At 45.2% G+C, this 25,387-nt stretch carries 28 protein-coding genes; 12 read left to right on the top strand and 16 right to left on the bottom strand.

Annotated features, from left to right (window positions below; genetic code table 11):
• Positions 1–187 precede the first annotated feature (187 nt).
• The 7 genes from K5X84_RS04825 to K5X84_RS04795 all read left to right on the top strand — a co-directional run bounded on the left by K5X84_RS04825 (position 188) and on the right by K5X84_RS04795 (position 4,408).
• The gene (locus K5X84_RS04825) at positions 188–445 is read left to right on the top strand and encodes an ElaB/YgaM/YqjD family protein (RefSeq protein WP_222236810.1); all 258 of its coding nucleotides are present in this window, start codon (positions 188–190) and stop codon (positions 443–445) included.
• The gene (locus K5X84_RS04820; RefSeq protein ID WP_054487263.1) at positions 432–803 is read left to right on the top strand and encodes a phage holin family protein; all 372 of its coding nucleotides are present in this window, start codon (positions 432–434) and stop codon (positions 801–803) included. The genes K5X84_RS04825 and K5X84_RS04820 overlap by 14 nt, the downstream gene beginning before the upstream one ends.
• Before the next feature lie 10 nt (positions 804–813).
• Positions 814–1,107 carry a hypothetical protein gene (locus K5X84_RS04815; protein WP_054487261.1) on the top strand — a complete coding sequence of 98 codons (294 nt, stop codon included), beginning with the start codon at positions 814–816 and terminating at the stop codon, positions 1,105–1,107.
• A 72-nt stretch (positions 1,108–1,179) separates the two neighbouring features.
• Positions 1,180–1,587, top strand: a complete 408-nt coding sequence (locus tag K5X84_RS04810; protein ID WP_054487259.1) for a BON domain-containing protein — start codon at positions 1,180–1,182, stop codon at positions 1,585–1,587.
• Positions 1,588–1,717: 130 nt separating this feature from the next.
• A complete protein-coding gene (locus K5X84_RS04805) occupies positions 1,718–2,260 on the top strand; it encodes a PH domain-containing protein (protein ID WP_199494719.1) in 543 nt (180 codons plus the stop codon).
• On the top strand, positions 2,253–3,761 hold the full coding sequence (locus tag K5X84_RS04800; RefSeq protein ID WP_222236809.1) for a PH domain-containing protein: 1,509 nt from the start codon (positions 2,253–2,255) through the stop codon (positions 3,759–3,761). Before K5X84_RS04805 ends, K5X84_RS04800 begins: the two co-directional genes overlap by 8 nt.
• Before the next feature lie 59 nt (positions 3,762–3,820).
• Positions 3,821–4,408 (top strand): DUF938 domain-containing protein, encoded by a 588-nt coding sequence (locus tag K5X84_RS04795; RefSeq protein WP_222236808.1) that lies wholly within the window; start codon positions 3,821–3,823, stop codon positions 4,406–4,408.
• 16 nt (positions 4,409–4,424) lie between these two features.
• On the opposite strand, the gene K5X84_RS04790 is transcribed toward K5X84_RS04795, so the two are convergent.
• Complete coding sequence (locus tag K5X84_RS04790; protein WP_054487254.1) at positions 4,425–5,051, bottom strand: YiaD family glycine zipper/OmpA-like lipoprotein; 627 nt, start codon at positions 5,049–5,051, stop codon at positions 4,425–4,427.
• A gap of 152 nt (positions 5,052–5,203) precedes the next feature.
• Here K5X84_RS04790 and K5X84_RS04785 point away from each other — a divergent pair, with 152 nt between their 5' ends.
• On the top strand, positions 5,204–6,019 hold the full coding sequence (locus tag K5X84_RS04785; RefSeq protein WP_222236807.1) for an NAD-dependent protein deacetylase: 816 nt from the start codon (positions 5,204–5,206) through the stop codon (positions 6,017–6,019).
• 34 nt (positions 6,020–6,053) lie between these two features.
• On the opposite strand, the gene K5X84_RS04780 is transcribed toward K5X84_RS04785, so the two are convergent.
• The 3 genes from K5X84_RS04780 to K5X84_RS04770 all read right to left on the bottom strand — a co-directional run bounded on the left by K5X84_RS04780 (position 6,054) and on the right by K5X84_RS04770 (position 8,358).
• Entirely contained in the window at positions 6,054–6,623 is a 570-nt protein-coding gene (locus tag K5X84_RS04780) for a LemA family protein (RefSeq protein ID WP_222236806.1), read from the bottom strand.
• A gap of 10 nt (positions 6,624–6,633) precedes the next feature.
• Positions 6,634–7,665, bottom strand: coding sequence for a hypothetical protein (locus tag K5X84_RS04775; protein ID WP_244994834.1), 1,032 nt, complete (start codon positions 7,663–7,665; stop codon positions 6,634–6,636).
• A gap of 72 nt (positions 7,666–7,737) precedes the next feature.
• Positions 7,738–8,358 (bottom strand): hypothetical protein, encoded by a 621-nt coding sequence (locus K5X84_RS04770; protein WP_222236805.1) that lies wholly within the window; start codon positions 8,356–8,358, stop codon positions 7,738–7,740.
• Positions 8,359–8,548: 190 nt separating this feature from the next.
• Here K5X84_RS04770 and K5X84_RS04765 point away from each other — a divergent pair, with 190 nt between their 5' ends.
• Positions 8,549–9,475, top strand: coding sequence for a D-2-hydroxyacid dehydrogenase (locus K5X84_RS04765; RefSeq protein ID WP_222236804.1), 927 nt, complete (start codon positions 8,549–8,551; stop codon positions 9,473–9,475).
• A gap of 49 nt (positions 9,476–9,524) precedes the next feature.
• Here the strand turns inward: K5X84_RS04765 and K5X84_RS04760 are convergent, their stop codons facing one another.
• The 9 genes from K5X84_RS04760 to K5X84_RS04720 form a co-directional block, all read right to left on the bottom strand.
• On the bottom strand, positions 9,525–10,019 hold the full coding sequence (locus K5X84_RS04760; RefSeq protein WP_222236803.1) for a cytochrome b/b6 domain-containing protein: 495 nt from the start codon (positions 10,017–10,019) through the stop codon (positions 9,525–9,527).
• 56 nt (positions 10,020–10,075) lie between these two features.
• Positions 10,076–11,452, bottom strand: a complete 1,377-nt coding sequence (locus tag K5X84_RS04755; protein ID WP_244994828.1) for a histidine kinase dimerization/phospho-acceptor domain-containing protein — start codon at positions 11,450–11,452, stop codon at positions 10,076–10,078.
• A complete protein-coding gene (locus K5X84_RS04750; RefSeq protein WP_054487244.1) occupies positions 11,443–12,105 on the bottom strand; it encodes a response regulator in 663 nt (220 codons plus the stop codon). Before K5X84_RS04750 ends, K5X84_RS04755 begins: the two co-directional genes overlap by 10 nt.
• A gap of 20 nt (positions 12,106–12,125) precedes the next feature.
• Entirely contained in the window at positions 12,126–12,785 is a 660-nt protein-coding gene (locus K5X84_RS04745) for a tetratricopeptide repeat protein (protein WP_222236802.1), read from the bottom strand.
• Entirely contained in the window at positions 12,772–13,578 is an 807-nt protein-coding gene (locus tag K5X84_RS04740; RefSeq protein ID WP_222236801.1) for an SDR family oxidoreductase, read from the bottom strand. The genes K5X84_RS04745 and K5X84_RS04740 overlap by 14 nt, the downstream gene beginning before the upstream one ends.
• On the bottom strand, positions 13,575–14,240 hold the full coding sequence (locus tag K5X84_RS04735) for an iron-containing redox enzyme family protein (RefSeq protein ID WP_222236800.1): 666 nt from the start codon (positions 14,238–14,240) through the stop codon (positions 13,575–13,577). The genes K5X84_RS04740 and K5X84_RS04735 overlap by 4 nt, the downstream gene beginning before the upstream one ends.
• Entirely contained in the window at positions 14,227–15,618 is a 1,392-nt protein-coding gene (locus K5X84_RS04730; RefSeq protein WP_222236799.1) for an AMP-binding protein, read from the bottom strand. The genes K5X84_RS04735 and K5X84_RS04730 overlap by 14 nt, the downstream gene beginning before the upstream one ends.
• Positions 15,615–16,214: a thermostable hemolysin gene (locus K5X84_RS04725; protein ID WP_054487234.1), complete on the bottom strand. Its 600-nt coding sequence runs from the start codon at positions 16,212–16,214 to the stop codon at positions 15,615–15,617. The genes K5X84_RS04730 and K5X84_RS04725 overlap by 4 nt, the downstream gene beginning before the upstream one ends.
• Before the next feature lie 142 nt (positions 16,215–16,356).
• Entirely contained in the window at positions 16,357–16,716 is a 360-nt protein-coding gene (locus tag K5X84_RS04720; RefSeq protein WP_222236798.1) for a diacylglycerol kinase, read from the bottom strand.
• A 126-nt stretch (positions 16,717–16,842) separates the two neighbouring features.
• On the opposite strand from K5X84_RS04720, the gene K5X84_RS04715 reads away from it, so the two are divergent.
• Positions 16,843–18,843, top strand: a complete 2,001-nt coding sequence (locus K5X84_RS04715; protein ID WP_222236797.1) for an LTA synthase family protein — start codon at positions 16,843–16,845, stop codon at positions 18,841–18,843.
• 8 nt (positions 18,844–18,851) lie between these two features.
• On the opposite strand, the gene K5X84_RS04710 is transcribed toward K5X84_RS04715, so the two are convergent.
• A complete protein-coding gene (locus tag K5X84_RS04710) occupies positions 18,852–20,744 on the bottom strand; it encodes a GGDEF domain-containing protein (RefSeq protein ID WP_244994827.1) in 1,893 nt (630 codons plus the stop codon).
• Positions 20,745–21,006: 262 nt separating this feature from the next.
• Positions 21,007–23,382, bottom strand: coding sequence for a TonB-dependent receptor domain-containing protein (locus K5X84_RS04705; protein WP_222236796.1), 2,376 nt, complete (start codon positions 23,380–23,382; stop codon positions 21,007–21,009).
• Between the two features lie 167 nt (positions 23,383–23,549).
• On the opposite strand from K5X84_RS04705, the gene K5X84_RS04700 reads away from it, so the two are divergent.
• On the top strand, positions 23,550–24,221 hold the full coding sequence (locus K5X84_RS04700) for a haloacid dehalogenase type II (RefSeq protein ID WP_222236989.1): 672 nt from the start codon (positions 23,550–23,552) through the stop codon (positions 24,219–24,221).
• 2 nt (positions 24,222–24,223) lie between these two features.
• Here K5X84_RS04700 and K5X84_RS04695 read toward each other — a convergent pair whose 3' ends face one another.
• On the bottom strand, positions 24,224–24,763 hold the full coding sequence (locus tag K5X84_RS04695; RefSeq protein WP_222236795.1) for a DUF924 family protein: 540 nt from the start codon (positions 24,761–24,763) through the stop codon (positions 24,224–24,226).
• A 114-nt stretch (positions 24,764–24,877) separates the two neighbouring features.
• On the opposite strand from K5X84_RS04695, the gene K5X84_RS04690 reads away from it, so the two are divergent.
• The gene (locus tag K5X84_RS04690) at positions 24,878–25,366 is read left to right on the top strand and encodes a histidine phosphatase family protein (RefSeq protein ID WP_244994826.1); all 489 of its coding nucleotides are present in this window, start codon (positions 24,878–24,880) and stop codon (positions 25,364–25,366) included.
• Positions 25,367–25,387: the final 21 nt, after the last annotated feature.

Raw genomic sequence — 25,387 nt, 5'->3', positions numbered from 1 at the left:
CGGGAATAACGATGTTGATCTCAATCAAAAATAATAATAACACTGCTTTTTATAGGGTTTTATTTACCTTCGCTAAATATAAAGAACTAAGAGCTTTTGCGCTCTGTAAAGCCATGTAAATAAATTTGCTTATATTTCTATTAGCGTCTTTGCTTAGTAATAGGCTTTCACAAAACACGAGGGTATTATGAGTAACAATCAAGCTAGAACCGAAGAAGCAGTAAATAAATCAGCCAATAAAGCTCACGACACCATCGATAAAGTTGCCGATGCTGCAAAGAACGCTTCAGATAGCATTGGTGAAAAAGGTCATGATCTTAAGGTGACTCAAGAAAAGTGGTTAGCAACCGCAACGGACTACGTTAAAGAAAACCCCATTAAGTCTTTGGGAATTGCGGCAGCAAGTGGCTACCTATTAAGTAGGCTATTTAGTGACCGCTCGTAATCAAACGGAAGCGAGCGAAGCCGAAGGGTTGCTTCAGCAAGTTCGCGCACTGCAAAGTGAAGTACGCGGCGTTGTTAGAGCCCAGCTCCAGCTTGCAGGTATGGAAGCCCGCCGGGCTGGAGAAAGCTTCGTTCGCATGGTCGCGTTTGCCGTTATTGCCAGCTGCTTAGTTTTGTCAGCTTGGGGCGCGCTAGTGGCCGCTTCCGTAGCTGCGGTTGTAAGTAACGGCATTTTGTCCCTGACTACAGCACTTATTATTGTTGCTGCGTGTCATTTAGCCATTGCGCTTTATCTTATAAGACGTATAAAGCAGAACAGCCGCAATCTGCTTTTTTCTAAAACAAGCAGCAATCTTTAATGGAGGCTTTATGACTTCAAGCCTTGATGATCAAATTGCGCAATTGGAACAAAACCTTAAAAATCGCAAGCTGGCGTTGAAGGTTCGCTCCTGTCAGGTAGTTTCTACAACCTGTGACAAATTATCCTCCCCTACGGCTCTTTGCTTTGCCGTTGGTACAGGTTTCTTTATAGGGGAACTATCAGACAGACCGCAAAAAATGGAACCAAAAAAACAGGGCAAGTCAAAGTCGGGAGCAGCGTTAAAAATATTAAGAATTATCACGGGTGTACAGACTGCAGCCAGTTTTGCAAAACATCTGTAAAGATGACCGTAAAGTCGTAAATATGTAGCTATAGTGTTTGTGGTAACGATTTTCAATAACAGGAGGTTATCTATGAAAAACTTCAAGACGGCACTACCAGCAAGTTTAATCGCACTTTCAATGCTAACGCTTTCTGGCTGTAGTGAAGCAGAAACTGAAAAAGCTGAATCTAAAGCTGAAAGCGCAATGCAGGAAACGGAAGAAAAAGCTAAAGAAGCAAAAAGCTACACTGAGCAAAAAGCGAAAGACGCTGGCGAATATGTTGATGACGCTGTTATCACTACTAAGGTTAAAGCAGTTATCTTTGAAGATGACAACCTAAGCAGTATGGACATCAATGTTGAAACAAATAACGGTATTGTTCAGTTATCAGGCTTTGTTGACGATGAAGCTGATATTGATACAGCAGAAAATCTGGCTGCTACCGTAAAAGGTGTTAAAGACATCGAGAACGATATTCAGGTTCGCGAAGAACAGTAATTATCGTTTATTTTAAAACTCCCTGAATAAAAGCGGCTTTTTTAAGCCGCTTTTTTATTGCCTTGAAACTAGAACGTGTCGAAAAATACTGTTAATTTTAAAACATAATAACAATCACAAAAGCGATATCATGCTAGACGATACTTTTAGCAATCAACCAATATTACCTGACAACCTTCCAACGGTCAGCTCGCAGGCGTTTACTCCGCTAAGCCCAATGTACATGAAAGTCAATTTAATGTGCCGCTTAACCTTTTGGTTAATTGTGGTTAGCGCTCTCTTGAGCCTTTACTGGCAACCTTGGTTTGTTCTCCCAAAGACCCTTGAACTTTACTTACCACAGCTGCAGTTAGCCGCTGGCATTTTTGGTTTATTGACTTCCGCCTACGGCATTATTGCTGATAAAAACAAAGGCTATGCTCTACGTGAGCATGACTTCAGTTACCGTAGCGGAGTCATTTTTAAATCTGTTGTCAGTCAGCCCGTTTTGCGTATACAGCATGTAGAGTTAAAGCATGGGCCTATTGACCGGCACTTTGGTTTATCCACTCTGGAGATTTTTAGCGCCGGCGGTACCATGCATACCTTTGCAATACCCGGTTTACCAGAAGAAAAAGCGCGAGAACTCAGATCCTACGTATTAACTCATAGTGATATTGCTGAAAATGACTAATTATCAAGGTCAATGGCTAAAACTATCGCCAGTCGCGATTATTTACTTTGCAGTGCAGTTCGTAAAAGACGTTGGCAACAATCTTATTTACTTATTACCGGCTATTCTTGTTGGCTATAATCAATTTTCTGAGAATGGTTTAGCGATTATTTCTGGGCTGGCGGCATTACTGCTGTTTGTTGCAATAAGTGCCCTGCTAAAATTCTATTTCTATCAATACCGATTAACTGACGGACGCGTACAAATTCATTCTGGCGTCTTTCAAAAGAACCATATCGACCTGCCTTTTGAACGTATCCAAAATGTTCGCTTCGAACAGCCTATTTTTTACCGGCCTAGTAACCACGTATGTATGCTGTTAGATACGGCAGGCTCAAGTAAGCTCGAAGCAAAGATCATTGCATTATCGAAAGGTGTTGCGGAGTCTCTTAAGCAGGAAATCCTCTCCCACAAAACGGAGCAGGCCTCTAGTGCGGAAACTGAAAGCACTGAGACAGAACAAGAGCAACTTTTAAACTCTCGCTCAGTTCAGGACTTAGTTATCCACGGGCTTGCCAGCAACCGAATTTGGATTGTGTTAGGGGCTTTAGCACCTTTCTTTAATTCCCTCTCAGAGAAGTTTATTGCGGGTATAGAAAACCTCGGGGTCGATGTTGATGCTTTAATGGCTTCCTCCCAGTATGCTTTTTGGCAATACGTGCTGTTCTTTCTATCAATCGCTTTTGTAGTGATTGCTTTTATGGCGTTAATTTCCATCTTAGGTTCAGTCATTACTTTCTATGACTTCAAGTTAACCCGGAGCAATGATCGCTACATTCGTCGTAACGGCTTTTTTACTCGCCATGAAGTTGTCATGAAGTTATCCCGTCTCCAGATGATTGTTTACCAACAAAATTGGCTTGACCGCATACTCCAAAGAGTTAACTTAAAGTTTGAACAGCTAGGTGCGAGCCTTGATCGTCAATCTGCAGGAGCATCCGGTGGGAAAATCATGGTGCCTTCTGTCACCCAGGGAGAAGCTAACGCTTTAGCAAGCGATGCCTGGCCCGAAAATAAACTAAGCGCCATCAACTACCATCCGGTTAGCAAACGTCTGGCCATCAGAAACACGCTTATTGCCTTCTGGTTACTAATACCTCTTGCTATCGCTTTCATTTACTTTGATCAGGCAGAGCTTTCAGTCGCCGCTGGCGGACTTTTTATCTTAACCACCGGCCTCGTCATACTCAGTTGGAAAAGATGGGGTTACGCAATGGACGAGCAGTTTATCTACATAAGGAAAGGACTCATTGGCGTCAATTACCGATGCTTCCCAATTCATAAAGTGCAACAAACTCAATTGCATCAAAGCTGGTTTATGAGGCGCTTTCAATTGTGTTCCGTCAGGCTGGTACTGGCTTGCGGAGGCCAGACACTGCCATTCATTAAAAGGACAACTGGAGAGAAATACATAGACACCTGTCTGTATCAGGTAGAAGCCTTGAGAAAGTCCTGGATGTAAAACCCTATTAATTCTCTCTTAAATTATTCGACACTAAGATGACAACTCGGTGATATTTTATGGAGCTACCGTTCTCGCAAGCCTGTGAAAATAATAAAGACCCAATACTTGGGGTTCTGGAAGTCGCTTTTGCTAATGCGTCACAAGTTTTAGAAGTTGGCAGCGGTACAGGGCAACATGCCGTTTACTTCGCCAAAAAACTCTCTCATTTAGAATGGCAGGTAAGTGACCAACCGGAGTATTTACCGGGAGTAAAAGCCCGAATTGAAAAAGAAGGGGTACCAGGTCAGCCTTTGCCGGTTGAGTTCGATGTGTTTCAGTCTGCACCTGATGGACAGTTCGATGCCTTATTTACCGCAAATACTTGTCACATTATGCCCAAAGAGGGTGTCGAAGCGCTGTTTAATCACTTAGGGGACAAACTTAAATCAGTAAAGCTTTTATGTATTTACGGACCGTTTAATGACAACGGGCATTTCACCAGTGACAGCAACCGTGCGTTTGATCAGTCTTTGCGTACTCGTGACAGCCAAATGGGAATACGTGATAAACAATGGATTGCAAAGCTTGCCAGCCAGCATGGGTTTCATTTGAAAAACACCCATACTATGCCGGCAAACAATCAACTTCTGGAGTTTCAGCGTTAACTCTTAACGCGCAGGCCTATTTGGTATTGGGGACAATGCGTAATTCAACACGACGGTTTAATTGACGACCGCTCTCTGTATCGTTGTCCGCAACTGGCATACTCTCGCCGTAACCTTCTGTTGTCACACGGCGCGAGTCCACGCCACTTCCAACTAAGTGATTGCGTACAGCTTTAGCACGGTTTAACGACAATTGCTGGTTATATTCTGCGGATCCTGTGCTGTCGGTATGGCCTTCAATCAGCATGGTGGTTTTCTCATACTTTTGCAGAACCCGGGCAACATCGTCCAGTACCGGATTAAAGCTTTGAGAAATGTTCGCACTGCCTGTGGCAAACGTAATATTGCTTGGCAGTTGCAAACGAAGGTTGTCGCCATCGCGTATTACCTTCACGCCACTGTCGGCCAGCTCTTCCCTGAATTCTTCTTCCTGCTTATCCATATATGAACCAATAGCTCCACCTGCCAGTGCGCCAACAGCAGCCCCCCAGACATAGCGGCTTTTATCGTGATCACCCGTTCCTTTACCAAGCAAGGCACCCGTCACAGCACCTATCGAAGCACCTTTTTGGGTGTTACTCATATTTTCACAGCCCACAAGCGCTAACGATGACATTGTCATAGCCAAAACTAATTTTTTCATACCATTACTCCTTTAAGTGGTTAATGCCTGAAAACTAGCATGCTTTAGTATAGACGCTTATAAGATTTGCGGATTCTTTACTAAGCGTTTCACCTTGGTACTCAGCAGTGGTAACTTTAGGGTAAAGTTGTAACCTGTAGATATTCATTACTATGACAATAACTGACCCTGCCCAGGCTCGCGAAGCTCTGATGGAGTTTCTGCATCGGAATGCACCGGTCACTATCATTACAGGTGCCGGTATAAGTACCGACTCTGGCATTCCTGACTATAGAGATAGTGACGGCGAGTGGAAACGGACACCTCCGGTTCAGCATCAGGACTATATGCGCAGCGAAGCCGTTCGTAAAAGGTACTGGGCGCGCAGTTTGTTTGGCTGGCCAGTTCTATACCACGCTCAACCTAATTCCGCGCACCACGCTATTACCCAGTTGCAACAGCAGAAGCTCATTAGCCATATTATTACGCAAAATGTTGATGGTCTGCACCAAAAGGCCGGCGCGAACAACGTAATTAATTTGCATGGGTACGCCAATGACATGGTCTGTATGAGCTGCCAGCAGGTTACTCCAAGACTGGAGATGCACGAACGCAGCCTGAAAATGAACCCAGATTTTGCTGCGCTTGAAGCGACCGCCGCACCGGACGGAGATGCAGATTTAGAAGCTGATTTTGAACAGTTTAACGTCGCCAATTGCATGAGCTGTGGCGGAATTCTTAAACCCGATGTTGTCTACTTTGGTGATAACGTTCCCCGACCACGCGTCGAAGAAGCCCAAAACGTATTAAAAGACAGTAATGGCCTGCTCGCTATCGGAACCTCACTTATGGTGTTTTCAGGTTACCGTTTTGCACGACAGGCCTACCAAAATAACCAGCCTATAGCCTTATTAACGCTGGGTAAGACTCGAGCTGACGAGATAGCTGACATAAAACTAAACTGCTCAATCAAAGACGTATTGCTATGACTTACGAGCTTTCTAAAAAGCAGCCACATAACGCTTAGATATTAGGTTTATACTCAAAACCTTCTTCTGCCTGAGAGTCGGAGAAGGTTTTTATCTTTTCTTTGCGGTTCAGCATGGCATTAACCAATGAGTTCGGAAAAACTTCAATGCCGTTATTAAAGTCTTCAACGTTCTGGTTAAAAATACGAATAGCCGCGCCAATGTTTTCCTGTTGGTCGGTAATTTCCCGCATGAGTTTCTGATAGGTTTCTGACGCCTTAAGTTCAGGATAGTTTTCAACCGTCACATTTAAGCTTTTAAGTAATTCACCAGTTTTGGCTTCAGCCTGTTCAAGCTTCGCTGTATCGACTTTTCCGCTATCTAAACCTTGCAGCGCACTGCGAAGTTCAGTGACTTTGGTCAATGTACCCTGCTCAAACTCTTTGTAGTCTTTTACGACATCTTCTAAGTGAGGAATGATTTTATTTTTCTGGCGTTCCTGCGTAATAACGTTCGCCCAGGCTCTCTCAACCGCATTCGCCCTGTTAATAATGGCGTTGTAAATGGCAATAATGACTATCACCAAAACTACCGCAATACCAATAGTTATCCATATTCCAGTCATTGACGTGCTCCTAAAAGTTACTGTCCAGCTTAGTCATCACATAATGAACATGACTCAGTGCTGCTTTTAATTTTTGAAACTCCTGCTCGCCTTCTAACGCCTCAATAAAAGCATCAAACTCACTTATTTTAACTTTATTCGGCGTTGCAATAAGATCCTTGTCAGCAAATGAAAGACATAAGTCAGCCGCATCATTCACTTCAAAATTTACTTTCGATAATACATTGCTAAGCTCTTCAAAAGCGACAACAACCGTTGGTTTCATCGCTTTAGCCGCTTCAATTTCACTGGCAGCGACCACCTTAAATACTTTATTAAAACGATTAGATGCAGGCTTGTATGTTGCTTTACCTGCTCCCGGAAGGCTAAAGCCAATAACCGCAAAATTACGCAGTAAGCCAAAAGGTAAAATCAAACCATAGCGATCATAATGATCATATTCACGACGGGTGCGCGTTCTTACCCGACCGTTACCGTCAGTGTAGGTTTCAGTAACAATACGCTCATCGACGTAATGAAAATGGTAGTAGTGATACTCAAATGAGTACTCATCGCCCTGGTAACTGCCTTTGAGCAGTTCCTGAATTTCACGGCTGTAATTACCTCGGTGAAACTCACTAAAACGCTGCTGAAACTGACGAGCTGCCGCTTTCCCATTAAAAGTGACCGGCGTCAGGTTATTATCGAGCAAGCCGTCGCGTTGTAACAAAGCATGAGACACTTTCGACATAATATGGTGCGGGTAATAAGCGGTAATACCGGAAAGCAACGTTAATGCCCCGCCGGCCGCAATAATAATCCAGGTGCTTTGCTGAAAATGCTGCCGCTGGGACCAGTCCCAGTAACCTAATACCGCTGTCACTAATAATAATGCGGTAAAAATAATCCAATAGATTCGTGTATTAAACTGGTAGCTGCCCGGGAAAGATTTGAGCTCAGAAATAACCACGTCTAACTCTTGCCGGGAGCGGCTTAATGACACCTGCTGTTTAATATTTTTTAGCAGTAAAATGAGTGCTTTGTTGTTTTTGTAATAGAGCACGTTTTGCAATATCAGTTTATTAGAATTGAGGAAGAAAGCTTAATGTTTCTTCCTCGTTAGTACCAGAAAAACTTATTGCATTAGGGCTTTCTGAATAGAGTCGTCTAAAAAAATTGACTCAAAACGATGCTTATAGATGCTCTGCATTTCATTTGAAATAAGCCCGTTACCTACATCATTCTCGCCTTTAAAGCTTCGATTGGTTTTCTCTTCGCCGTCTTTTCCGAGAACAATAACGTCCACGTCGTACCAGGAGCTATCGGAAAAGGCGTGGTAGTCGTATTTCCACTCATTCAGAGCAATAATAACTGATGGTCGCTCTTGCTTTGCCAGTGCTTCTTTAATACTGCCAACGCTCATTGAATGAGAGGTCAGATAAGCCTCGGCTTTTACACCCTGCTTTTTAAACCCTGCAACTAACCGATCTGTTAAGTATTCAGACATGGGCTGTCGGTTGTAGGTGTACTGCGAGTAAGGAATTCCAAAACTTGAACGCAAAAGCCCTTCAAAGCTTGGCGCTTTATCGTTATTCAAAACATATTCTCGCTTATCGACCACAGCTATTGAAACCGACTCAAGTTCATTCGGTGTATTTACGGCAGGAGCCGCTTGCTCAGCCGTCATTATCGAGGTACAGCCCGACAAATAGAAACTCGCAACGGCTAACGCAATCAACTTTCCAATTTTAAACATTTATTTTCCTTAATTATTAAATACTAAAAACGGTATTTCGAGGTTATCCGTGAAGCCCTCAAAAAAGCCGCGCCAATAGTATACTAATAACTAATTGTTATAAATATGGTGTCGACTGTATATTTTAGTTTTTAGTGATAAGCTACGGGTTGTTCATTAAAAACTTTGCTTGATTTAACGGAGCGATGCCATGAAAGCAGTGATTTTAGATAGCGATAGTTTGGGTGAAGGCGTTGACTTATCCCCTATTAAAAATCAAGTCGGCGAGCTCGTTTGCTACCCTCTCACCTCGCCTAATCAAGTCGATGAACGTATTCAAAATGCCGATGTCGTTATTACCAACAAAGTGGTGCTGAACGAGACTTCTTTAAAGAAGGCAGAGAAGTTAAAGCTCGTTTGTGTGCTTGCCACAGGCATGAATAATATCGACTTAAAGGCTGCTGAAAAGCTTGGTATTCCCGTTAAAAATGTCGAAGCCTACGGAACGCCCAGTGTGGTTCAGCACACATTAATGATGATGCTGTCGTTGGCAACAAAGATGCCGGTTATGCAAAAGCGTATGGCCGCTGGTGACTGGCAAAAGTCCCCTTTATTTACCCTGCTTAATCCGCCAACGTTTCAACTTGAGGGCAAGCGTCTGATTATTGTCGGCTCGGGTGAGCTTGGGCAAGCGGTAAAAAAACAGGCTGAAGCATTGGGTATGCGCGTGACCTTTACCGCACGACCGGGTAAAACAGACGACTCGCGCCCAAGTTTTGATGAACTCTTGCCTGAAGCCGACGTTATTTCATTTCATTGCCCGCTAACCGACGAAACAAAAGGCTTGCTTAACCGCCAGAATATCAAGCACTGCCAGCCTCATACTTTAGTCATTAATAATGCCCGGGGTGGTGTCGCAAACGAGCACGACGTGCTGGACGCATTACGGAAAGGCCAAATTGGCGGCTATGCAACGGACGTTCTTCCACAAGAGCCGCCAAAAGACGGTCATCCGTTGCTAGATGCGTTAAATGAGCCCTTGAACCTCATTGTAACGCCGCATAACGCCTGGACCTCTCCAGAAGCACGACAACGCATTATTGAATTAACGGCTGAAAATATCTCAGCGTTAAAGTGATAGCCTTCTTACTACTGATAACGGCTTAACTCGTGAAAAGTAACGCGAGTTAAGCACGGTGTTTATAGAAGTGGCGAACCCCGCCACCAATATGTAATATCAATAGAAACGGCAGTATATAGGTACCCAACACCTTGTGCACTTCCTCTGCAGGCTCATGAATCCATTCGAGAACTCTTAAGTCAAATGATACGGCAAACCAACCAAAAACTGACAGTGGATCATTTTCAGTAAATAAATACAGTGGTCCCGTTACAATTAAAACCAGCATTGTTAATAGCAGAGCGTAATGAAGGTATCTGGCAATCCTTTCTGTGGAAGTGTGGGCCGGCTCAGGGAACCCCTGATACAGTCGTAATACACTGCGCCAGCCTATTAATAAGAAGGCAAAAAAGCCAACACCAATGTGGGCAGCTTCAGAAAAATGTTTTACCTCCCGGGAGTCGGCAAAAAACATCATAAACCCGAGTGTCAGCATGACAATAACTGCCATGGCGCCTAGCCAGTGCAATATGCGCGATAATGGTGAATAATGCCTATCCATAATGTTACTCCTTCTAATCATTGACGTCAGAGTAACAGGACAATATTAAGCCAACATTAAGGCTGTCTGGAGATTCCAGGCTTTTCAACCAATGCTTGATCAACCTCAACTTTTGCAACAAACCAATCGTCTTCAAGAGCAAGAGTCAACTTTAACCCCAACTGTTTGGCTAAATTACTGACAATACTCAGACCTAACCCAGCGCCTTCTTCTCTCAACTGCCCACCACGATAAAAACGCTCGGTCAGCCGTTTAGCGTCAACGTGGTGAGATTTTTCAATACGATTGCGTATTGTAAAGAGAGAACCATCACATTGAACGTCAATCGACGATTGAGGTGCTGCATATTTAATCGCATTATCAACAAGGTTACTGAATAACATCGTTAGATAACGCTCTTCTGAGCGCCATAAGACGGTGTCGGGAAGATTCACATCCATCACTAACCGCCGCGAATCAGCCCACTGGTAATAATCCGAAATGACCTGTCGAAGAGTAGCGGCAGCGTTGACTTGTCTCCAATGCTGCGGCGGTAGCTCCGTCTTCGATAATAAAAGTAGACTTTCGACCAGACTTACTAACCTATCCGTACTGGCTAACAGCGATTCCAGCTCTTCTTTTTGCTGCTGAGTTGAAGCTTTTTGCCACTGATTCTGCAACTGCGCTTTCAGGCTGGCCAGTGGCGTTCTGAGCTCATGCGCGGCATCCGCAGAAAACTGCTTTTCGCGCAAAAATGTTTGCTCAATACGCGTCAGATAATGATTTAACGCGCCTTTCACCAACGACACTTCCTCAGTGTCATTCGACTCAATGAACGGCCTATAATCGTCTGAGCGCTTGCGCCTAAGTGCTTCTGCCAGCCTTCTGAAGCTGGCAAAGTTTTGGTTTATGGTCCACCAGCCTAACCACAACATTAATGGCAATAAGGTTAAAATGGGCACAACCATGTCGGTCGTCAGATCACCGCGTATTTCAGAACGAAATTCATCTTGCTGCAAGAGAAGAATGCGATAATCTCTAGCCGGCGAACTCAAACCGAAGCTATGCCAAAGCTCATTATCTACCGTCTTAACTGAGAAGCCCTCTTTAAAAGGGATAACAGAGGGGTCCAAAGATCCTTCCGTTTGCATTATGCGCTTACCGTCAATCGTCTCGATACGATAGGAGAGTTTGTCTTCATATGAATGCGCATTTATACGACTAATCGTTATGTCACGCGATACGACAGCTCCATCGCGGGGTAATAATGCCAATAGCGTTTTTGCCTGCTGAACCATCTCTGCATCAAATAGCTCATCAACCTCGTGACTTATTTCTGCGTAAATCCATATGGCAGATACCGTCGCGCTTAACAAATAAACCGCAGAGACAGCGACAAGGATTCGCCGACGTATCGAGTTGAGTTTCGTTTTTACTCTGCTATTTAGCCACATGCTAAACGATACCCCACGCCGCGAATGGTCTGAATCCACTCCTTATTGCCAAGCTTTTTGCGCAAGTTGTGGACATGCACTTCCAACGCATTACTCTCTACCTGCTGCTCATTACGAAAAACGATTTGCTCTAACTTATCTCGACTATGAACCCGTTCCGGCGCAGCCATCATTGCACGCAATAACTCAAACTCACGTTTCGACAAGTTCACTGGCTGTTGATTAACAAGCACCTGAAAATTTAACTCATCCAGGCTGATAGGCCCACAACTCAACTCTGGTGTCGCATACCCTCGTTGACGCCTTACTAAAGCGCGCAGTCTCGCTGCAAGCTCGTTCATATCAAAAGGCTTTATCATGTAATCATCAGCACCAAGATCCAGCAGCTTCACAGTTTCTGAGCTGTCGTCTCTCGCTGTCAGCACTAATATCGGCAGCACTTGTCCTTTTTTACGCAAGGAGGACAATACGCGACTACCATCTAAATCCGGCAGCCCCAGGTCAAGGACAACGACATCATAATTAACTCGCTGACTCTCACTAATCGCTGCCGCACCAGTACGAACCCATTGCACATTAAATTGCCGCTCGGACAAACCAAGTTCAACGGCTTGCCCGAGCATTGCATCATCTTCGACCAACAATAGATCCATGTAGCCCACATCCTTACTATTTATTGTTCGCGCTGTATTTTAGCCAACAACTGATTCACCTCTGCACGACGCGCTTCATCGGCTAATGGTCGTTCAGGTCTGGGAGCCGCTTTTAATGCTTTTTGAGCGTAATGCTCTGCTTTTGCGTAATTGCCCTGCTCAAACCAATAATCCGCGTAAAAGTAGTTAGGGTCAATGCCATCAGGGTTAATTGTTAAGGCTTTTTCAAGCAGTTGCTGTGCCTTATCATCGTCACCAAATCCGAACGGCCAACCCGGGACTTTGTAATACAAGGTACCCAGAGAGGCATAAGCTGAACCATCGAGCGCATTCGGATCTAACTCAAGCGCTTTCTCCAGCGACTTTTTCGACTCTTTCGCCAGACTCAGCGCTCCTAACCCACCTTTTGCACCTGCGTAAGTGCTTTTAATAATACCCAACCATATATGTGCGGGGGCGGACTCAGGTTCTTGCTCAACCCACTGCTGAGCATCTGCGACAAGCGCTTCAAACTCTTGCTTTTGTTTGTCATTTTCTAATTGGTAGTTCACCGTTGCCCAGCGCTGTTGAAGGTCATGCAAGCGTTGCTGACTGTTATCGCTGCTATTAAATTCAGCCGATAACGCTGGCAGCCCCAATAAACCGATTAGAACAAATGCGTATAATTTAGTGCTTTTCATGGCGGTATTCCTCAAGTAATTGATATAAAGTATCTCGTGCTTTTTTCAAACTCCGTCCTACCTGTTCAGGCCACAGCCCGTTTAGGCGAACGAATAGCCGCTCCGGCCATCCGAGTGTTCGCAACCACGATTGGTTCTCTATTTGCGTGGCAAGCTGCTGCGCAACCCGCTGCGGAGCATCCTGTTTGGTTTTAAGTGTTGTATTTAACCGGCTAATCAAACCATTATTCAGTGAGGTCTTAATGGCACGAGGGGCTGCGTACATCACATTAATATCGCTGTTCAGCAACTCCCTATTCAACGCTTCGCTAAAGCCTCGCAAGCCGAATTTGCTGGCACAGTAAAGGCCTTGCCCCGGAAAACCGATAGCACCGAATACCGAGCCGACATTTAAAACCCACCCTTTATTGGCGCTTAACACCGGCAGAAAATCATGAGTCAATGCAATGGGCACCATTAAGTTCGTAGTAATGACACGCTCAATATCATCGGCAGTAGCATTACCGAACAGGCCTTCATGAGTGACTGCGGCATTGTTAATTAATCCGGTTACCGCTGCGCCCTGCTCTGTTATAAATTTAAGCAGCCGCGCACGTTCACTCTGTTGAGTTAAATCAGCCAAAAATGGCGTCTGATTAAGCCGCTTTGCCAGAGCGTCAAGCGTGCCACTGGTGCGCCCTACCATAATAAGCCTGGCCCCTCGTTGACTCAGTGCTTCGGCAAGGGATTGACCAAGCCCACCCGCCGCACCGGTTAGTACAATAGTTTGCTGTTGCCAGTTAAACTGACTCATAGCGGCTCTCCTGCCAGTTCAGGAAGAGCACGAAACATGTCACCGTAAAGCCGATAAACATGCTTCGCTGTACGCACAATGACTTCCTTAGCTTGTTCATCGGTCACTTGGTTCATCAGCTGTTCAAAAAACTGCACATGCTCCTGGTCTAAGTCACCGTGCGACAGTAAGTAGCTGAACGCAGAGTCCGGTAGTTGCAGTGCGTCTTTTATTTTTCCCGCAGCCTGCGTTGCCAGCTTAACGCTAGTGCCTTCCAGCACATGCGCCATACCGAAAAATGCCGCAGGGTGCTCATTGTCGATAGCTTGATAAACCAGTGATACCATCGCCTGGGTTGACGTATGTGGTTCACTCGACTGCGCGACTTCAACGTCACCGCCAGCCGCCTTAATATCATTAAGTATCCAGCGTTCATGGCCGTATTCTTCATTGATATACTCGATGACTGCTTTACGCAGCCACTCATCCCGAAACGACAGCTTGCTGCCACAGCGCATTAATAATGGCGTGGTGTGCTTAACATGGTGGTAAGCCTGAGTTAAAAAAGCACGATATCTTTCTATGGTTATCTCACCCTGCAACGCTTGTTGAATGGCAGGCGCGCTCAGTAAATAGCGTTGTTCGTTTTGAGTTTGTTCGCATAAAGTATTAAAGAACATCATCGTATACCTCGTTAGCAGATGAATAAGTTGTAGGGTCAATATCAACCCGATAAGCGTCTTTGATAGCGAGACGTCGTAAGCGCCCTGTGCCGGTTAACAAACCGTTGCTGACGGTGAAAGGTTCTTTCAAAACAACATAACGTTGGATGCGCGCGTAGTCCGGGAGCTGTTGGTTGACCTGATAAATAACCGAGCTAACCTGTTCAGCTGTTGAAGGGCTCGTTAACACCACCAACGCTGTCAGCGGTGTTTCTTCATCGCCAAATACTGCCGTTTGGTGAATCGCTTGCTGACTGCACAGTTCTGCCTCTAGCCACTCAGGGTCAATATTACGGCCATAAGCATTCACAATGATGTGCTTGCGTCGCCCTAAAATGATTAATCGCCCGTCTTCATCAAACTGCCCTAAATCGCCCGTGTTAATCTCGCTCGGAAACCAGCTGTCAGGGCTGTCCCAATAACCCAGCATGGTATTTCCTCTGACGACCACACCACCATCGCGTATTGTGACAACGGCATGGTTCAGAGGGTGTCCAACCGTTCCTGGCGCGACCGCAGCGGGCGCATTCAGCGCAACCACCGAACTGAATTCAGATAACCCATACCCCTGAACAACTGGCAGCCCCAACGCCCGTGCTTGTCGTTCCAATGTTGAACTCAGACGAGCACCACCGACGGCGAGTAACTTGAACTGTTTCGCATCAATAGCCCCGCGTTTAGTTCCTTCGACAAGAGCATTAAGCAACGCCGGCGTGAGAATTAAGCTATCGGGTTGATAGTGAGATAATGCTGAAAAGAACGTATTAGCGTGTATTGAGGACGAGCCTTTCAGCCCTAGTGTTTCGCCTTTAAAAAGCAGAACTTCTGCTCCTAGCCACAATGCCAGATAAACACCCGCAATATTCTCCAGAAGAATAGATAACGGCATAATAACCATGTGGCGATAGACACTAACCTCAGCAACACGCTCAGCCAAAGCAGCAACCGTGTTCAGTTGGTTTTCGACAGATAAGCAGACACCTTTGGGTTCGCCGGTACTACCTGAGGTAAAAGTAACTTTTGATGTTCCAGACGGAAGCGGTTTGTTATCACTTACCTTTTTCTGTAAGTAGGACTGCTGTTGCTGACTGAAAAATGGCGGTACCGGTATGCAAACCTTATTAGCCAGCATGAGCGCTAAGTCTTCAATCACCCACGCAACAGGGTCTGGGTTTTGTAAAAGAAAGATTCTCTGAGGTTGCTGCTTAAGTTGCTCAACTCGTTTATAAACCGCGTCTACAAGCGATTGGTAACTCAGCTTTTGCTGTTCAGAGGACAGTGCAATTGCATCAGGAGCAGTTAACGCGTGATGCTGAATTCGTTCGAACAACGCATTCATAAGGCAACCTCGCGAACAGAGACATGATTTGAATCTTGTGTCGTAATAAGTTGCTCAAAAACGCAGCCTTGCTCTAACCACCCGGCCAACACCACCGGCTGATGCTGATAGTAATTCCCCCAGAGGTCACGTGTTGACTCAGGCAACGCGCTTTGTTGCGCGGTTTCTAATGCTGTTAATGCAATACCCAAACGACTAAAGTACTTTTGCAGCGCTCGAGTGGCGGTAAATATCACAGCCGTTCGGTTATGCGAGTTCAGAAGCCTAACTACCGCACGAAATAATAAGGGTAAGTAACTTGGATCTAATGCCGCCATTGACCCAACTTCGGCCAGGCGTTCCGGGGGCGGCAGAGGTCTGGAGTTCACCTGGTAACCAGTAATAGGTTTGGTTAAATACGTTTGCGAAAATAGCGGTTGTTCGTCAGCCAACTGAACTCCGCAGGCAGCAATCAGCTTAGCGTCATCGAATACAGCGATAAGTAAACGCGGCAAAGAGCGTAGACAGGCATTGAAGTTAAGCCAGTAACGTTCACAAATAAATGATTCAACCTGCTCACGTAACGGATGATCCGGTAATATCCAGCAGTGACGCATATGTTTACTCCTTAAGTCAGCCCCTACGGCTGAAACAGCTTCGATGCTGTCACTTTATAAATAAAGACTTAAGGAAAGCTTAAGTTGCAGTCAGAAATCATGGCTTAAGCGTTTGATTAAAAGTTCCAATTTTTTTAGAAAATCAGAAAAACAAAATACTGATCCAGGTGACTATTAACAGCAGCAACGCAAAGAATACCGCAGCTGACGCTATATCTTTTGCACGACCACTCAACTCGTGAAACTCAGCACCAATACGATCAACAACCGCTTCTACAGACGAATTAAGTAGCTCGGTAATGACTAAAATAAATAAGCTCATAATGAGTAGGAGGCGTTCTGTAACCGACGCTTCAACGAGCAATGCAACCGGTATTAGAGCAGCACACATAAGAGCTTCCTGTCGAAACGCGGCTTCATAACGCCAGGCAGTTTTTATCCCTCGTAGTGAGTTAAACGTCGCTTTCCAAATTCGAGTCATACCGGTATAGGCTGGCTTCATTGTTTATCCTCTCCTGGCCCCTGATTTAAAATACTAGGCACAGTTTATTAAAGCAGTCTTAAGCTTTACTTAAGAAATGCCTGTTAGTTTCTTCACGTAGTCAGTAAAAAAGAAGAGTTAACATCTATGCGGGCAGCAACGTCTAACAATACCTTATGGCAAACTCTGGCACTGTTTAAACCAGTAGCCTATTTCGCAGGAGCCACTTTGACGCTGTTAACCTGCTGTCGTTTATTACTTGCTGGACTCTATGCAGAGCGCGTTGACAGCGCTATTAACTGGCTCGACTTTATTGTACTTGGCGTACGTGCAGACTTAATTCAAGTAGGATACTTTACTCTGATTCCATTGTTAGTATTGTCGCCATTAAGTGTGATTTTACACAAATCGATAGCTCAGCGGTGGTGGCGGCGATTATGGACAGCCTGGTTTTTGATTTGTGCATTAGTGTTGTGGTTCATGGAAATCTCAACACCCGCATTCTTAGCACAGTATGATACGCGCCCAAACCGATTGTTCTTTGAGTACCTTGCGTACCCCAAAGAAGTTTTCTCTACCCTAATACATGGCTTTGCTGGTTGGCTTTTCACCGGAATTGCCTCAACACTGGTATTCGTTTACCTTTCATATCGTTGGTATAAGAAATCCGAACATAACTTCCAACCAAGAGCCATAAAACGGCGTTACCTAATAGCAGTCATTCCAGTATTAATCGTTACAACATTGTTCGGCATTCGATCGACTCTGGCACATCGGCCTGCCAATCCGGCATTTTTTGCGGTCACCTCCGATGCAATGGTTAATTCATTAATTTTAAACTCCACTTACACCCTTGAGTACGCACTGTATAACCTTAAGCACGAAGCACAGGCAAATCGTGTTTACGGGAAATTCACTGACGAGGAGATCATTAATGAAGTACGAAAAGTCCCTTATTTAGCCAATTTAGAGTTTCCATTTGCCGAGTATCCTACCGTGCATTACCAACCTGCCTCAGCCAAGCGCAAAGTACCTTTAAATATTGTGGTCATTCTGGAGGAAAGCCTTGGTGCGACCTTTGTTGAGTCGCTGGGTGGTAAGCCATTAACGCCGAACCTTGAGCGTTTAAAGAAACAGGGATGGTGGTTTGAAAACCTCTACGCAACCGGTACTCGCTCAGTCAGAGGTATCGAAGCCGTAATTTCCGGTTTTTTACCAACCCGTGCTCGCTCAACCGTCAAGCTGTCTGGGTCACAGCGTCAGTTTTTTACGCTCGCAGACGCGCTTTCCAGAGAAGGCTACAACACTGAGTTTATCTACGGAGGACAAGCCCACTTTGACAATATGGCGAGTTTCTTTGTTGGTAATGGGTTTCAGTCTGTCATCGACCAGGACGACTATGAGTCTCCCCAGTTTGCAGGTAGCTGGGGAGTTAGTGACCAAGACTTACTGAATAAGTTACATCAACGCTTGTCACAAGCCGATAACTCAGCCCCCCAGTTTACCCTTGCGTTTACCTCGTCAAACCACGAGCCATTTGAGTTCCCTGATGGTGAGATTACGTTAGCAGAACAACCTAAGCAGACGGTCAACAATGCCGTTAAATACGCAGACCATGCGTTAGGCGAGTTCTTTGCAAAAGCACAGAAGAGTGACTACTGGCAAAACACATTATTTCTAGTGGTTGCTGACCACGATACTCGAGTTTATGGCGAGGAGCTCGTACCTGTCGACAAGTTTCACATTCCCGGCTTAATTTTGGGCGCCGACATTCAACCTAAAACCGTATCAGAAATAGCCAGTCAAATTGATTTGGCTCCGACCTTAATGTCATTAGCCGGAGTGTCGACTTATACACCAACCATTGGGCAAGACTTAAGCCGACCTGAATTTACGCCAGCAAACAGGGCTATGATGCAATTTGGTGATAACTACGGTTGGTTGGAGGGCAGTAAGGACGGACAAATACTGACAGTACTTCAAGTAGAGCAGCCACCGCAACTGTTCCATTTCGAGCCCGAGCAAAAGATACTCTTGCCGTTAAAAGAATCAGTAAGCGGTGAACACATACGTAAAGTCACTTCTTATGCGATGTTACCTTCAGTGCTTTATCAAAGGCGCGCCTACTATGTGCCTAAATTAAAATAAAAAGCCTCTTACTGAGGCTCAACAAAAACGCAGTTTCGACCGGCTCTTTTGGCTTGATAAAGTTGCCGGTCGGCTCTTCGAATTGCATCAGCTGCGGCTTCATTCTCCTGAATCCGTGCAGCTCCCATACTTAGAGTTAAAATCGGCAATTCCGCTTGTTTGTAGTCATGTGGAATAGCTAAAGTCATTACAGCTTCGCGCAACTCGTTAAGCTTTTTCTCTATTGATTCAGTCGCCGGGATGATCATCGCAAACTCTTCACCGCCGTACCGGTAAACTTTCATCGGAGTTTTGTCCCGTATGCAGTGCGCTATCTTTTTCAGCGCACTGTCACCCGCGTCATGCCCGTAGTTGTCATTGTATGGCTTAAATTCGTCAATGTCGGCCATCATTAAATAGTAAGACTTCCCTGACTCGATAGCGGCATTCAAATCCCTGTCAAAAGCTCTTCGATTAAACAACCCAGTTAAACCATCCATATGCGCCAGTGCGTCCAGTTGCTTGTTAGCTTCTGCTAGCTCTGCAGTTCGTGCTTCAACTTGTTGCTCAAGCTCATTTTGGGCTGAAATAAATCGGGCTGCCATGGTTTTAAAGGCATCTAATGCCTGTTTAACTTCACCACGGGCTTTTATCGAAGCGGCTCTATGGGACAAAGCTTCTTGATAGTTTTTCTGCCCCATAAGAGAAGCAACAACGGCAACTTCATGCAAAGGCTTACTCACCTCTCGTTGAATAAGCCAGTAGGCCATCAACAAAATAAGTATCACCAAGCCAACACCGCCCGCTACCAATTGAAGTGGCAACGCAATAGCCTGCTGGCGAATTTCCCGAAGTGGGTATAAAGTCACATGCCACCAACCAGGGCCATCCATTTTATCGACAATGAGTAATTGTCCCTCTACCCCATCTTCCAAAATAACCGACTTTTCATTAAAAACATTATCGGCAACTAACTGACTTACGGCTTGATACAAAGGCTCACTATATGTTTTTGAGTTCAATGTTGAGCGTTTAGCTATTGCTTCTTGCGACATATTTGAAGCTGCAATTAGGTCACCTTTTGTATTTAGCACCATGTGCTCAGAGTTCGCACGTTTTCTCTCGGTTAGATCACTTAATAAACTGCCTAAACCGACATCAAAACTAGCGTTAGCTAAATGTCGACCGTCTAAGTCGACAGGCTTTTGATAGGTAATAGTCCATACATCAGCGGAAATATCATAATAAAGACCCGTCCAGTTCGGTTTTCTTTCAGGGTTTTGACTTTGCAAAGTCGACTTAACCACCGAAAAATCAGTAATAACCAAACCTTTGTCGGCCAGCAGTCCCCAGGGCGAGTCCTTCGAATACATTAAAAGAATATTTTCCGGCATGGAAAAGTGCGTATTAGCAACATCGTTTTGCCATGCCGGCGCTAATTCATTTAAAGTGTATTGGGCGGCGACTACCCGTTTTCTCAACTCGTTACTAATAGGATTCGGCCGGGGTCCTAAAAAAGCACTAAGGTGTTGGAAGTACCTTTGATTTACCGAAACTCCGCCATTAAAATCAGGTTTCAAACGGAAAACCCCGGGAGATGTTTCCTGATACCAGGTTTTAAAGTTTTCTACAGCAGAGTTAGAACCTTTCAATAAACTATATTGAGAGAGAAATTCATCACTTAGAATCACCGCATTTTTTTCAATACGATTAAATAACGCCTGGTTTCGTTCTAATGTTGGTGATAAATCTTGTTGCAATACCCTTATAACTCTATCTCTGGCATTACTATAGGTTGTTATAAACGTAATAGCTGAAGCGAGAATAACGATAGAAACAGCCCATACACTAATTTTTACAAGCAGAGCTGTTGTCAGTTTTTCGCGGCGCTGAAGCCTACGTTCTTCCTGTCGTCTATCCACAATAGTGAGCCACTGTTTTCCTTTAAGTTTAACGAACCGGCTTCCACCAACCAGCGAAATGTCAGTCCCTTACTATTTTTTATTTAACACGAGTATCGACTCGTTTTAAATTTATACCATCAAGTCAGGGAAACTTATAGTGACTGCTACTATGAACCTTTTAGCAGGAGACTTCCTTCACTAAGCCACTTTGTACATCACTTTTTCGCATAGTAATGCGCGTAATCAGCAGCTTTGAGAAGGAAGTTTATCAGCGATATGATCAGAAGCTTACCGTAACTCCCATCCATAAGTTACGAGTTTTATCTTTAACATTGTAATCGTCGGTGAAAACAACTTCGCTTACCGCGCCGCGACCTGTTACGTATTCAAACTCGCCGTCACCATTTAAATCAGTATAGGTTGTCGAATACGTCGTAAAGTCACGGTCCAGTAAATTGTTAATACGCAGGTTTAAATCGACCGATTCCGTCAGTTTATAATTCGCACCTAAGTTAAGCAGGCTGTAGTTTTCAAAATAAAGCTGCTTATCAATATTGCTGTCATAGCCACGATAACGGTCAGAACGAAGCTCACCTTGCAAATATACCGTCAGAACCTCCGACGCCTGCCAGTTCAGCCAAAGGTTGGCCATATGCTCTGCAGTATTGGTTAGTGGTAACCCAGCCTGACTGCCGCTTTTTTGCTCGCTGTCAGTCCAGGTGTAATTACCACGTATTGACCACGCCTCGCTCATAACGTAACGAGCAGCAACTTCGACACCCTGTACATCGACTTTATCGATATTAATACTCTGACTCCATGTGTCATAACCCAGTTGTTCATATTCACCTAAGTTAACGCATGGACGCACACCGCCGGTTTGATCACAACTTTGAACGGTATCACCGCGGGCAATTTTGTCCTCGAAGCTCGTATTAAAGTAGGTGATATTAAAGTTGTTATCACCGTTGTCTGAGTTCCAGTAAAGCGCAATTTCAGAGTTAACACTGGTTTCAGGCTGTAGCTCCGGGTTACCGGCAAAAGGCATGGTTCCCTGCCCGCCAAAGCCGACAATACCGTCGTATAAATCGGTTGTTTTCGGTGTTTTGTAGCCCGTACTTACACCGCCTTTAACCGTCCAGGCCGGGCTTAAGTTATAAACCGCATAAAGACGAGGCGACACCTGACTGCCAAAAACATCGTGTTCGTCGTAGCGAACGCCGCCAGTCAGAGTAAAGTCCGCTATTGGCATCCAGTTATCTTCAACAAACAGCGAATACATTTTCTGCTCTTGAACAGCACCGGCATTGCCTTCTTCCAGACCAAAAACACCGTCCTTTAGCTCACCATCAATAAGTTGGCCGCCTATCACCAAATTGTGGTGTCCGGCAAAACCTGAAAAAGGAATATCCAGTTTTGCGTCCAGGGTATATTGACTGCTGTCTAATGGGCGATCAGGTCTTGGCAGGAAGGTTTCTTCAGCAATAGAACGCCGCTCGTCTTCAGGTAAACCAGAGTAGTCTCCTGTTCCATCGTACATTTGCTGCAGCAACAAACGCTCATCCACACTTAAGGGTAAGGTTCGTCCGTTGTTTTGTGTATCCACGTAAGCCAGCGACACCATACTTGAACCAAAGGACCAGTCCGCATCGTGCGCTATTGACCACCAGGTGCGGTCAAAGCTTTGATCCGCCGCATAACCCGCCCGCGGGTTAACTTGTCCGCCACGAGCCTGCCAAATCGATTCAATGCTGTCTTTGGTACCTAGCGGATAAGTAATGGTGTCTGTTTCTACGTCGTAAGACGGCGTATTGTCATAAGACTGATGTGAGTTGTCGTAATCAAACTTAACGTTGTGTCCCTTTGCCGGAGTATAGGACACCGAAAAACCGTAATGTTCGTCTTTGTTGTCAACGGTTCGACCACCGCTGCCAAATCCTAATTCCCGTATGTGCACGGTACCGTTTGGATCAACCGCTGGCTCAAACTGAGGGGAAGATGCTTGCTGGTCATACAAACTAGCGCGCACTCCCAGGCTTAATACATCTTTTATCAAAGGCCCCGTTGCGCTGAAATCTGTCGTAAAGTCGTCACCAAAGTTATCATCTGTCTGCACACTGCGACCAAAGGTGATAGCACCAGACCAGTCGTCAGTGTGCTTTTTGGTAATAACATTAATAACACCGCCAAGTGCGTCGGCTCCGTATAACGTCGATGCCGGGCCGCGAATTACCTCAATTCTGTCAATTGTCTCAAGCGGAGGAATGTGGTTAAACGCGTTGCCCCCAAAGTTGTTCGGGTAAATATCACCGTGGTTATTCTGACGTATGCCATCAACCAGAATTAAAGTGTAGTCACCTGTTAACCCACGCATGCTGATACTGCCCTGCCCGGTTTTATCCCGCGATGTGCCTATATCAATGCCTTCCTGGTATTTAACAGCATCTAATAGTGACGTAAACGAGCGCGACCGTATTTCCTCATTGGTAATAATTGAGATACTTGCCGGCGCCTCCGTCAGCTTTTGCTCAAAACCAGTAGCAGTAACAACAATACGCTCCATACCGTCGGGCAGTTCGAAATCATTTGCCAGGGCGTTACCTGCCAGAGTTGAAGCTATTACGGTAGCAATTGCGCTGGGTACGAATTTATCCATTTCTCATTGTCCTTAATTAAGTTGGCTAAGCGGCTCAGTATGCTACCGATGCTTTTTCTAAATGTAAATACAAATGACAATAATTCGCATTACTTAATTAAAGGCAAACTAAATTCGGAATAACGCCGTACACCTATGTACAGAATTTATTAAGCAATTGGAGCGTAATTTTGACGACCTTAGCTTTTGACGTTTACGGCACACTTATTGACGCTCAGGGCTTAGTCTCCCTGCTGAGTTCATACCTTGGCGATGACAAAGCTCAAGAGTTTTCGAGCCGCTGGCGTGATAAGCAACTAGAGTATTCATTTCGTCGTGGGCTTATGCAGCAGTATGAAGACTTTGCGGTCTGTACCAAAGACGCCCTTCTGTTCACCAACAATGAACTGGGAGCCGGGTTAACTGCACCGCAACAGGAAGAGTTATTGGAAAAATACCGGAGCTTACCGGCATTCGATGACGCGAAAACCGCACTGAGCAAGTTGAACTCGGCGGGTATAGAGTGTTTTGCTTTTTCTAACGGCAGTGCCGATGCAGTAACTGAACTGCTGGAGGTTGCCGAGCTCAGCCGCTACTTTAAAGACATAATCAGTTGCAAAGACATTAAAAGCTTTAAACCTAACCCACAGGTTTACCAGCACTTTCTCGATAAAAGCGGCAGTAAGGAGCAAAATACCTGGCTTATATCCAGCAACAGTTTCGACATTATTGGCGCCAGCGCAGCAGGCTGGAAAACCGCCTGGGTTAAACGTTCCAGAGAAGCTCAGTTTGATCCCTGGGGCATTAATCCCACTATTACCGTCAGCTCGCTTTCGCAGCTGATTGAAAACATAAAGTAGTATTAGAAACTGGACCCCGGCTGTTTAAGAAAGTCCTCTTCTTCCGGGGTCGACTCGCGCCCCAGTACCCGGTTACGGTGCGGATACCGTCCAAAGCGGTCAATAATTTCCTTGTGTCTTACTTCAAATTTGTAGTTGTTCTCAAGCCCGGGTTGACTGAAAAGCCGCATAGCCTCGTCATGAATTAACGCCGACTCACTATGCATGTAAGGCATATAGAGAAAGGCCTTTTCATTAGCATCCAACGACTTGTCTGCGCCCTTCTCTACGGCTTCCTGCGCCAGCACTAACGCTATCACGTCCTGCCCAAAAGCCCTCGAACTGCCGCGGTATATGTTTCTAGAAAACTGATCTAACACAATTACTTCTGCCAAACGGCCATGAGGCGTTTCGCGCCAATGCCAGAGCTCCCCTTTAGCTGCAGCCTTTAACGTATCGGAAAAGCGTTTGGCTATGGTATTGTCCAGCTCGTCACTTTTAGCAAACCACTGCTTTGGTGTTAACTCTTTCAACCAAAAGTCTAAAACTGGCTGTGCTTTCATTTTACCTCCTGACTACTTTCCACCTTTTCCAGGGGATAACGCTTGTTTATGGGCCTGCTGAAAGGTATGTTTTATTGCTATAAACTAACCTTATATGACAACCTTTAACAACTTATGCGCCGTTTACTTTTTATTTTTATTGTTATGAGCTTTTTCTCTGGCGAGGCATCAGCCGACACTTATACTCTTTACTTCTCCCGTCATATGGAGAAAACAACCGACAAGACCGACCCCGACCTCAGTTTGGTTGGCAAACAGCGTGCGCAAGTTCTCGCGCAGGTTTTGAAAAACAGCGACATTGAAGCCATATTTTCTACCGACTATAAGCGCACTCAGCAAACCGCAGAAGCACTGGCAAAACAATTGGGGGTATCAGTAGAAACCTACCCAGCTAAAGACTTTAAAGGAATAGTAACCAGCTTAAAGGAGCTCAAAAAGAACGCACTGATTATTGGCCACAGCAATACCGTGCCTGAACTGGTGAAAGCAGCAGGCGGAAGTGCTGAGAAACTTGGAGAAGAAGACTTCGGCGACTTATTTCAGGTGGTGATAAGCGGCGACAGCGTTATCACCAACCGGCTCTATGTGCCGGTCATACAATGACCTGTACGACCGGTAACTCAG

Origin of the sequence: Idiomarina abyssalis, assembly GCF_019797805.1 — a bacterium.
GTDB lineage: Bacteria > Pseudomonadota > Gammaproteobacteria > Enterobacterales > Alteromonadaceae > Idiomarina > Idiomarina abyssalis.
This window is presented reverse-complemented; position numbering and strand designations above follow the sequence as displayed.